Origin of the sequence: Citrobacter sp. Cpo148, assembly GCF_030332375.1 — a bacterium.
GTDB classification, from domain to species: domain Bacteria; phylum Pseudomonadota; class Gammaproteobacteria; order Enterobacterales; family Enterobacteriaceae; genus Citrobacter; species Citrobacter portucalensis.
Genome location: NZ_JAOWHY010000035.1, coordinates 1 through 9,221, shown reverse-complemented (window position 1 = coordinate 9,221; position 9,221 = coordinate 1). Strand labels below are relative to the sequence as shown.

The window sequence follows — 9,221 nt, the reverse complement described above, 5'->3', positions numbered from 1 at the left end:
GCAATGCGGGCTACGCGGTATCCCTGAAAGTACAGCAGCATGGCCTGCCGACGGGGATCGAGGTCTGCGGGGGTCAGTGTCGTGTTCATGGCCCAAACATACGGCCTTGTATGGCGGCTTTCCCCGGCTGCGGTTTGTGTGGTTTACCGTACAAATACAGCGCGTTGTCTCACTCCCCCCATCACCGCAAACATAAGGCTCCAGTAAGTTATTTCTAACGGAGCATGGCTCATGACAGTGAAAGCAAAGCGTTTCCGTATCGGGGTGGAAGGTGCCACCACTGACGGGCGCGAGATCCAGCGTGAATGGCTGGTACAGATGGCTGCCAGCTACAACCCGACGGTCTATACCGCGCTGATTAACCTGGAGCACATCAAGTCTTATTCCCCGGACAGTGCCTTCAATCGTTACGGCAAAGTGACGGCGCTGGTTGCAGAAGAAATCCAGGACGGTCCGCTGGCGGGCAAGATGGCACTTTACGCCGATATTGAACCGACGGACTCCCTGGTGGCCCTGGTGAAAAAAGGCCAGAAGCTGTTTACCTCCATGGAGGTCAGCCCGAAGTTTGCCGACACCGGCAAGGCCTATCTTGTGGGGCTGGCGGCAACAGACGATCCGGCGAGTCTCGGCACCGAAATGCTGGCTTTCAGCGCCAGCGCCGCACATAACCCGCTGGCAAACCGTAAGCAGAACCCTGAAAACCTGTTTACCGCTGCCGAAGAAACGCAGATCGAACTGGAAGAAGCCCAGGACGAAAAACCGTCCCTCTTTGCCCGCGTAACCGCGCTGTTCACCAAAAAAGAGCAGACCGACGATGCGCGATTCTCTGATGTGCATAAAGCCGTGGAACTGGTCGCAACCGAGCAGCAGAACCTGAGCGAACGCACGGATAAATCCCTGTCCGATCAGGACCAGCGCCTTTCTGAGCTGGAGTCCTCCCTGCAGGAACAGCAGACCGCCTTTGCCGAGTTACAGCAGCAGCTGAGCCGTGAAGACAGCCGCAAGGATTACCGCCAGCGCGCGCCGGGCGGTGACGCACCGGCAGGCACCCTGACCAATTGCTGATGGAGCATAAAACCCGATGAAAAAGAATACCAAATTTGCCTTTAACGCTTACCTGCAGCAACTGGCGCGCCTGAACGGTGTTGAAGTTGAGGAACTGTCCAGCAAGTTCACCGTGGAGCCGTCCGTGCAACAGACGCTGGAAGATGAGATCCAGCAATCCGCCGCATTCCTGACGCTCATTAACATTTCCCCCGTCGATGAGCAGTCAGGTCAGTTGCTGGGGCTGGGCGTGGGCAGCACTGTTGCCGGGACAACGGATACGACCAAGCAGGATCGTGAGCCGACCGATCCAATGGTGATGGAGGACGTGGAATACAAATGTGAGCAGACCAACTTTGATACGGTGCTGACCTACGCAAAACTGGACCTGTGGGCGAAATTCCAGGACTTCCAGGTGCGTATCCGTAACGCCATCATCAAGCGTCAGGCGCTAGACCGTATCATGATCGGCTTTAACGGGCTGGCCCGCGCCAAAACGTCTAACCGTACTGAAAATCCACTTCTGCAGGACGTCAATAAGGGCTGGCTACAGAAAATCCGTGAAGATGCACCGGATAGCGTCATGGGCATTACCACCAAAGATGGCGTAACCACCAAAGGCTCGGTGAAAGTGGGTAAAGGAGCCTCAAAACTGGATGAGGGAGGCTACGAAAATCTGGACGCGCTGGTGATGGATGCGGTCAATGAACTGATCGACGTGGTTTATCAGGATGATGACGATCTGGTGGTGGTCTGCGGACGTGAACTGCTGTCTGACAAGTATTTCCCGCTGGTTAACAAAGACCAGGACAACAGCGAAAAAATTGCAGCCGATCTGATCATCAGCCAGAAGCGCATGGGAGGTCTGCAGGCGGTTCGTGCGCCTTACTTCCCGGCAAATGCGCTGCTGATCACCCGACTGGATAACCTGTCCATCTACTGGCAGGTAGACACCCGCCGCCGTTCTGTCATCGACAACCCGAAACGTGACCGGATTGAAAACTTTGAATCCGTCAACGAGGCGTATGTGGTCGAGGACTACCGCTGCGCGGCACTGGTGGAAAACATCGTAATAGGTGACTTCACCCCGCCAGCCGCACCTGCAGCAGCCGCAGAATCAGGAAACGGAGAGTAACGTATGAGCCTGAGTCCCGCACGGCAGCACCGCCTGCGCATTCAGGCCGAACAGGCCGCCCGTGAGGGCGGCAGTGTTCGCCATGCGTCGGGTTATGACCTGATGCTGCTGCAACTGGCAGAAGATCGCCGCCGGCTTAAAGGCATCCAGTCCACGGTGAAAAAGGCGGAAATCAAGGTGGAACTGCTACCGAAATATTCCGCCTGGGCGGAGGGCGTGCTGGCAGCCGGAGGTGCACAGCAGGATGACGTGCTGATGTACGTGATGCTGTGGCGTATCGACGCCGGTGATTATGCCGGTGCGCTCGAAATCGGGCGCCATGCGCTGCGCCATGGCTGGGTGATGCCGCTGGGCAACCGTAACGTGCAGACCGTGCTGGCAGAGGAAATGGCAGACGCGGCGCAAAGCGCTCTGCTTGCCGCTGCCGGTTTTGATGCCGATCTGCTTCTGCAGACGCTGGACCTGACCACCGATCTGGATATGCCGGACCAGTCGCGGGCGCGCCTGCATAAAGCCATCGGTGCTGTACTGAGCGAAAGCAACCCGGCGTCTGCCCTGAATCACCTTAACCATGCGCTGCAGCTTGATCCCCGCTGCGGTGTGAAAAAAGAAAAGCAGCAGCTGGAGCGCAGACTGCGCAATGACAGCCGCTAAAGAACGTGCCCCGCGCACGGGCGGCACGGGATGGCGAAAGGCACTGCCACATCAAAATTCCGTCCACCGCCCACTTATTCAGGAGAAAGCCGCATGAAGTTTGTTGCGCCAGAACAGGCACCGGAACAGGCGGAGGTCATCAAAAATACGCCGTTCTGGCCTGATGTGGATCTGTCGGAATTTCGCAGTGTGATGCGCACTGACGGCACGGTGACGCAGCCGCGTTTAAAACAGGTCGTGCTGACGGCAATTTCTGAGGTTAACGCTGAGCTGTTCGACTTCCGCAACCGTCAGCAGATGCTGGGCTGGCGGACACTTGCTGAGGTTCCCGCAGAAATGCTGGACGGCAAAAGCGAGCGTATCCGGCACTACCACAACGCTGTTTTTTGCTGGGCGCGCGCCGTGCTCAATGAGCGTTATCAGGACTATGACGCCACGGCGTCAGGTGTGAAGCGAGGGGAGGAGCTGGCGGAGGCCAGCGGCGATCTGTGGCGTGATGCCCGCTGGGCTATCAGCCGGGTGCAGGATGCACCGCACTGTACGGTGGAGCTTATCTGATGAAAGTGCGTGCGCATCAGTATGACACGGTGGACGCGCTTTGCTGGCGTCATTACGGGCGTACGCAGGGTGTCACTGAGCAGGTTCTGCAGGCAAATCCGGGGCTGGCTGAGTACGGCCCATTTTTACCGCACGGGCTGCAGGTGGAGCTGCCGGACATTACGGCGTCAACCACGGCGCAGACCGTCCAGCTATGGGACTGAATTATGACGCTTGAACGAATCAGCGCCTTTATCACTTACTGCATCGCCGTGCTGCTGGCATGGCTGGGCGATCTGTCGCTCAAGGATGCGTCAACGGTTGGCGGCGTACTGATTGGTGTGCTGATGCTGGCTATCAACTGGTACTACAAACACCAGTCTTTCAAATTGTTACGTGGCGGCAAAATTTCGCGGGGGGAATATGAATCCTTCAATCGTTAAGCGCTGCCTTGTCGGGGCGGTGCTGGCTATCGCCGCCACGCTGCCCGGTTTCCAGTCGCTTCATACCTCCGTTGAGGGGCTGAAACTGATCGCCGATTACGAGGGATGCCGCCTGCAGCCTTATCAGTGCAGCGCGGGCGTGTGGACCGACGGGATCGGCAATACGTCCGGTGTGGTGCCGGGCAAAACTATCACGGAACGGCAGGCGGCGCAGGGACTTATCACCAATGTGCTGCGCGTGGAGCGGGCGCTGGAAAAATGTGTGGTGCAGCCGATGCCGCAAAAGGTCTATGACGCGGTGGTGTCGTTTGCTTTCAACGTGGGCACCGGCAACGCCTGCAGCTCCACGCTGGTTAAGTTGCTGAACCAGCGGCGCTGGGCGGATGCCTGCCATCAACTGCCGCGCTGGGTATATGTCAAAGGTGTGTTTAATCAGGGGCTGGACAACCGCCGCGCGCGGGAAATGGCCTGGTGCTTAAAAGGAGCATAACGGAATGAAAAAGAAAGTCATGAGCGTTTTTTTCCAGCTGGCATGGGCTGCGCTGTTGGTTATCAGCCTGCTGTATCCGCGCAGCGTTGCGCCGGTTCTGGTTGGTGCGTCTGTCTGGGTGTCATGCTTCCTCGCCTGGCTGCTTGCTGCGCTGTGCGCTGTAGGGTGGTTCGCCGGAGATCGGGCGCGCGATGAGGTCAGGGCGGCATTGCTGAAATTCAGGGCGCACCCCGTAAAACCCGTGCGTACATGGGTAATCAGGCTGCTTATTGTTCTGTGCCTGGCGTTTTCTGGATGGGTGATCACCCTGGTGTTTTACCTGCTGACGCTGGTTCTGTATCAGATTGCCCGCGCGCAGCTTCATGAGCCGATGGCGGCCTGATGCGTGCGCTGGCGGTAGTGCTGGCGCTGGTACTTGCGGCGCTGGGCTGGCAGTCGTGGCGGCTAAACAATGCCAGCCACACCATCGAAACGCAGGGCGCGGCGCTGAAAAGCAAAACGCAGGAGCTGATGAAGAAAAACAGCCAGCTGATCGGTCTGTCCATTCTGACTGAAACCAACAGCCGGGAGCAGACGCGGCTTTATGCGGCAGCGGAACAGACCACCGCTCTACTGCGCAGCCGCCAGCACCGGATCGAGGAACTGAAACGTGAAAACGAGGATTTGCGCCGCTGGGCTGATACTCCTTTGCCTGCTGACATTATCCGGCTGCGGGAGCGTCCGGCCCTCGCCGGAGGTGCAGCTTACCGTAAGTGGCTGTCCCAGAGTGACGCAGTGCCGCCTGGAAAGGTCAGCGCCGCGCAGTAACGGCGATCTGAATGCGGTGCTGGATGAAACCGAGGCCGCCTGGGCGGTCTGTGCTGACAAAGTGGACACGATTATTGCGTGTCAGGAGCGAGACAGTGAACAAACCGCAGTCCTTACGCAGCGCCCTGAATAAAGCGGTTGCTTATGTCCGCGACAACCCGGACAAGCTGCACCTTTTCGTTGATAACGGCTCACTGGTGGCAACCGGTGCCAGCTCTATGTCATGGGAATACCGCTACACCCTGAACGTGGTGATCGAGGATTTCAGCGGCGACCAGAATCTGCTGATGGCTCCTGTGCTGCTGTGGCTAAGTGACAACCAGCCGGATGCTATCAATAACCCGGAGCTGCGCGAAAAACTGTTCACCTTTGAAGTGGATATTCTGCGCAACGATGTGTGCGATATCAGCCTGAACCTGCAACTGACGGAGCGCGTGCTGGTCAGCACTGACGGCAGCGTGTCAAGCGTTGAAGCGGTGCCGGAGCCGGACGAACCCGAAGAAATGTGGACGGTGAAACGTGGATGAACTGCAGAGGGTGGATGACTGGCTGACGGCGCTACTGGCGAATCTGGAGCCTGCCGCGCGCAGCCGTATGATGCGGCAACTGGCGCAACAGTTGCGCCGGACGCAGCAGCAGAACATCAGGCTGCAGCGTAATCCTGACGGCAGCGGCTATGAGCCGCGCCGGGTGACAGCCCGCAGCAAGAAGGGACGCATCAAACGCCAGATGTTTGCAAAGCTTCGCACCACAAAATACCTGAAAACCACCGCCAGTGCGGACTCCGCCAGCGTGCAGTTTGATGGCAAGGTGCAGCGCATTGCCCGTGTTCACCATTATGGCCTGCGGGATCGCGTCAGCCGAAAAGGCCCGGAGGTTCGCTACGCAGAGCGCCGCCTGCTGGGCGTGAATGAAGAAGTGGAAACCGTCACCCGTGACACCCTGCTGCGCTGGCTGGCGGGGTGATCTTTGTGCCACCGCTGGTACAAGCGCCCGCGCTGCCTCCCTTTTCCCTCTGATGGCAACCTTTCGTTATGAATGCACAACTGACCGAAATTATGCGCCTTATCACCAACCTGATCCGCACCGGCACCGTGACCGAAGTGGACCGGGAAAACTGGCTGTGCCGGGTGAGAGTGGGCGAGCTTGAAACCAACTGGATTAACTGGCTGACGCTGCGTGCCGGTGGTGCCCGTACATGGTGGTGTCCGTCGCCGGATGAGCAGGTGGTGGTGCTGAGTATGGGGGGCAATCTGGAAACCGCTTTTGTGCTGCCCGCCATCTACTCCAATCAGTTTCCGCCGCCGTCGGATTCGGTGGACGGTTGCGTGACGGAGTACCCGGACGGGGGATGGTTTGAGTATGAACCCGCCACCGGACGATGGCATGTCAGGGGCATCAAATCCATGGTGATCGAGGCATCAGACAGCGTCACCTACAAAACCGGTGAGTTTGTGGTGGAGGCTGACACCACGCGCATTAACAGCGAGGTGGTGATCAATGGTGGCGTCACCCAGGGCGGTGGCGCGATGAGTTCCAACGGGATCGTAGTTGATGACCATAAGCATACAGGTGTTCTGAAAGGCGGTGCTAACACGGGAGGTCCGGTATGACGTTGTATATCGGTATGAGCAGGAATGACGGGCAGGCCATTGCAGATACAGACCATCTGCGCCAGTCGGTGCGGGATATTCTGCTGACGCCGCAGGGCAGCCGTCTTGCCCGCCGGGAATATGGCTCCCTGCTGTCAGCCCTGATTGACCAGCCGCAGAACCCGGCGCTGCACCTGCAGATTATGTCTGCGGTTTATGTGGCGCTGAACCGCTGGGAACCGCGCCTTACGCTGGACTCCATCACCATCAACGGCAATTTTGACGGCTCTATGGTGGTTGAACTTACCGGACACGGCAATAACGGCGCACCGGTTTCCCTTTCCGTATCAACAGGAGCAGACAATGGCAGTCATTGACCTTTCCCGGCTACCGCCGCCGCAGATTGTGGATGTGCCGGACTTTGAGGCATTGCTGGCAGAACGCAAGGCCGCCTTTGTGGCCCTCCATCCGGCTGATGAACAGGAGGCTGTTATGCGCACGTTAGCGCTGGAGTCAGAACCTGTCACCAAACTGCTGCAGGAAAATACTTACCGCGAAATCCTGCTGCGTCAGCGAATTAATGAGGCTGCGCAGGCGGTCATGGTGGCCTATTCCATGGGAAATGACCTTGAACAACTGGCAGGTAACTGCAACGTGAAGCGCCTGACGGTAGTCCCTGCAGATAATGACGCGGTGCCGCCGGTCGCCGCAGTGATGGAAAGTGATGAAGCATTACGCCAGCGCATTCCTGCAGCATTTGAAGGGCTGTCCGTTGCAGGGCCGACGGGAGCCTATGAGTTCCACGCCAGAAGTGCCGACGGGCGGGTGGCTGATGCCAGCGCAACCAGTCCGGCACCGGCAGAGGTGGTGCTTACCGTGCTGAGCCGTGAGGGTGACGGTACGGCAGGGGCTGACCTGCTGGCGGTGGTTGAGCAGGCGCTTAACAGTGAAAAAGTTCGCCCGGTGGCAGACCGCCTGACGGTGCGCAGCGCTGAAATTATTCCGTACAACGTGGATGCGACGATATTCCTTTATCCGGGGCCGGAGGCTGAGCCGGTGATGGCAGAGGCAAAAGCCAGCCTGCAGAAATACATCGCCAGTCAGACACGCCTGGGACGTGATATCCGCCGTAGCGCCATTTATGCCGCGTTGCACGTGGAGGGCGTCCAGCGTGTGGAGCTGGCGTCCCCGCTGGAGGATGTGGTGCTGGATAAGACGCAGGCGGCATCCTGTACCGAATGGAGCGTTACCAACGGGGGCACGGATGAATAGTCTGTTGCCGCCGGGTTCGTCGCCGCTTGAGCGCCGACTGGCGCAGACCTGCAGCGGGATTTCCGATCTGCAGGTATCGCTGCGTGATTTGTGGAATCCGGCAACCTGTCCGATCAGATTCCTGCCCTATCTGGCCTGGGCGTTTTCTGTTGACCGCTGGGATGAAAGCTGGACAGAAAGCGTCAAGCGCCGCGTTGTGCAGGACGCGTTTTATATCCATCAGCACAAGGGGACAACCAGCGCCGTGCGGCGTGTGGTGGAGCCGTTCGGCTTTCTGATCCGCATCATTGAGTGGTGGCAGACTGGCGAAACACCAGGGACGTTCCGTCTGGATATTGGCGTGCAGGACCAGGGCATAACAGAAGAAACCTATCTGGAGCTGGAGCGCCTGATCGGTGACGCAAAACCATGCAGCCGTCATCTGGTTGGTATGTCCATCAACCTGCAGACAGGCGGCCCGTATTTTGTGGGTGCAGCCACCTACACCGGCGAAGAAATCACGATCTACCCGTATATCAACGAAACCATTATTTCCGGCGGCACCGCTTATGAGGGCGGGGCGGTCCATGTTATTGACACGATGAGAGTGAACCCATGAGCGCAAAATTTTACACCCTGCTGACGGATATCGGCGCGGCGAAACTGGCAAGCGCCGCCGCGCTCGGTGTCCCGCTTAAAATTACCCATATGGCGGTGGGTAGCGGTGGCGGTGCGCTGCCCACACCCAACGCGCAACAGACCGCGTTAGTGGCTGAGGAGCGCCGTGCAGCGCTGAATATGCTGTATATCGATCCGCAGAACAGCAGCCAGATTATTGCTGAGCAGGTGATCCCCGAAAACGAGGGCGGGTGGTGGATTCGTGAAGTCGGACTTTTTGATGAAACAGGTGCGCTGATTGCTGTGGGAAACTGCCCCGAAAGTTACAAGCCGAAACTGGCAGAGGGCAGCGGACGCACGCAGACCGTGCGTATGGTACTGATTACCAGCAGCACCGATAACATCACCCTGAAAATTGACCCTGCAGTGGTTTTGGCAACCCGCAAATATGTGGATGATAAGGTGCTGGAGCTTAAGGTGTATGTGGATGACCTGATGGCAAAGCATCTTGCTGCTGTTGATCCTCATTCACAGTATGCACCAAAAGACAGCCCGACTCTGACAGGGATGCCTAAAACGCCAACGCCACCGGCAGGAAACAACAGCACCCTGATTGCCAGCACCGCCTTTGTACAGGCTGCTATTCTTGC

The 9,221-nt window shown here is 58.2% G+C and carries 18 protein-coding genes; 17 read left to right on the top strand and 1 reads right to left on the bottom strand.

The features are described from left to right. A partial coding sequence (locus OGY10_RS23770; RefSeq protein WP_072098150.1) for a terminase gpP N-terminus-related DNA-binding protein occupies positions 1-89 on the bottom strand: 89 nt, incomplete at its 3' end. A 142-nt stretch (positions 90-231) separates the two neighbouring features. Between OGY10_RS23770 and OGY10_RS04085 the strand changes: the two genes are divergently transcribed. From OGY10_RS04085 to OGY10_RS04005, 17 genes are all read left to right on the top strand, one after another. Next, positions 232-1,065, top strand: a complete 834-nt coding sequence (locus OGY10_RS04085; RefSeq protein WP_286576099.1) for a GPO family capsid scaffolding protein — start codon at positions 232-234, stop codon at positions 1,063-1,065. Positions 1,066-1,081: 16 nt separating this feature from the next. Next, a complete protein-coding gene (locus OGY10_RS04080; protein WP_286576321.1) occupies positions 1,082-2,179 on the top strand; it encodes a phage major capsid protein, P2 family in 1,098 nt (365 codons plus the stop codon). 3 nt (positions 2,180-2,182) lie between these two features. Beyond that, on the top strand, positions 2,183-2,833 hold the full coding sequence (gene gpM / locus OGY10_RS04075) for a phage terminase small subunit (RefSeq protein ID WP_001397653.1): 651 nt from the start codon (positions 2,183-2,185) through the stop codon (positions 2,831-2,833). Positions 2,834-2,926: 93 nt separating this feature from the next. Continuing rightward, positions 2,927-3,391 (top strand): head completion/stabilization protein, encoded by a 465-nt coding sequence (locus tag OGY10_RS04070; protein ID WP_001528530.1) that lies wholly within the window; start codon positions 2,927-2,929, stop codon positions 3,389-3,391. Next, positions 3,391-3,594 carry a tail protein X gene (locus tag OGY10_RS04065; protein WP_000868184.1) on the top strand — a complete coding sequence of 68 codons (204 nt, stop codon included), beginning with the start codon at positions 3,391-3,393 and terminating at the stop codon, positions 3,592-3,594. The genes OGY10_RS04070 and OGY10_RS04065 overlap by 1 nt, the downstream gene beginning before the upstream one ends. A gap of 3 nt (positions 3,595-3,597) precedes the next feature. Then, complete coding sequence (locus tag OGY10_RS04060; protein ID WP_000171565.1) at positions 3,598-3,813, top strand: HP1 family phage holin; 216 nt, start codon at positions 3,598-3,600, stop codon at positions 3,811-3,813. Next, on the top strand, positions 3,794-4,303 hold the full coding sequence (locus OGY10_RS04055; protein ID WP_001528581.1) for a lysozyme: 510 nt from the start codon (positions 3,794-3,796) through the stop codon (positions 4,301-4,303). Before OGY10_RS04060 ends, OGY10_RS04055 begins: the two co-directional genes overlap by 20 nt. Positions 4,304-4,307: 4 nt before the next feature. Further along, positions 4,308-4,685, top strand: a complete 378-nt coding sequence (locus OGY10_RS04050) for a DNZ54_00345 family protein (protein ID WP_286576105.1) — start codon at positions 4,308-4,310, stop codon at positions 4,683-4,685. Further along, positions 4,682-5,110: an Rz-like lysis system protein LysB gene (gene lysB, locus OGY10_RS04045; RefSeq protein ID WP_286576112.1), complete on the top strand. Its 429-nt coding sequence runs from the start codon at positions 4,682-4,684 to the stop codon at positions 5,108-5,110. The genes OGY10_RS04050 and lysB overlap by 4 nt, the downstream gene beginning before the upstream one ends. Beyond that, complete coding sequence (gene lysC, locus OGY10_RS04040; protein ID WP_223151184.1) at positions 4,995-5,243, top strand: Rz1-like lysis system protein LysC; 249 nt, start codon at positions 4,995-4,997, stop codon at positions 5,241-5,243. Before lysB ends, lysC begins: the two co-directional genes overlap by 116 nt. Next, positions 5,206-5,637, top strand: coding sequence for a phage tail protein (locus tag OGY10_RS04035; RefSeq protein ID WP_013098790.1), 432 nt, complete (start codon positions 5,206-5,208; stop codon positions 5,635-5,637). The genes lysC and OGY10_RS04035 overlap by 38 nt, the downstream gene beginning before the upstream one ends. Continuing rightward, entirely contained in the window at positions 5,630-6,076 is a 447-nt protein-coding gene (locus OGY10_RS04030; protein ID WP_016150805.1) for a phage virion morphogenesis protein, read from the top strand. The genes OGY10_RS04035 and OGY10_RS04030 overlap by 8 nt, the downstream gene beginning before the upstream one ends. 68 nt (positions 6,077-6,144) lie before the next feature. Then, positions 6,145-6,723 carry a phage baseplate assembly protein V gene (locus OGY10_RS04025; protein ID WP_001528711.1) on the top strand — a complete coding sequence of 193 codons (579 nt, stop codon included), beginning with the start codon at positions 6,145-6,147 and terminating at the stop codon, positions 6,721-6,723. Next, complete coding sequence (locus tag OGY10_RS04020; RefSeq protein WP_001528737.1) at positions 6,720-7,079, top strand: GPW/gp25 family protein; 360 nt, start codon at positions 6,720-6,722, stop codon at positions 7,077-7,079. Before OGY10_RS04025 ends, OGY10_RS04020 begins: the two co-directional genes overlap by 4 nt. After that, positions 7,066-7,974, top strand: coding sequence for a baseplate assembly protein (locus OGY10_RS04015; RefSeq protein ID WP_086550362.1), 909 nt, complete (start codon positions 7,066-7,068; stop codon positions 7,972-7,974). Before OGY10_RS04020 ends, OGY10_RS04015 begins: the two co-directional genes overlap by 14 nt. Then, positions 7,967-8,572, top strand: coding sequence for a phage tail protein I (locus tag OGY10_RS04010; protein WP_001397640.1), 606 nt, complete (start codon positions 7,967-7,969; stop codon positions 8,570-8,572). The genes OGY10_RS04015 and OGY10_RS04010 overlap by 8 nt, the downstream gene beginning before the upstream one ends. After that, the coding region (locus OGY10_RS04005; protein WP_286576109.1) for a phage tail protein at positions 8,569-9,221 on the top strand (653 nt) is incomplete at its 3' end. The genes OGY10_RS04010 and OGY10_RS04005, both read left to right, overlap by 4 nt.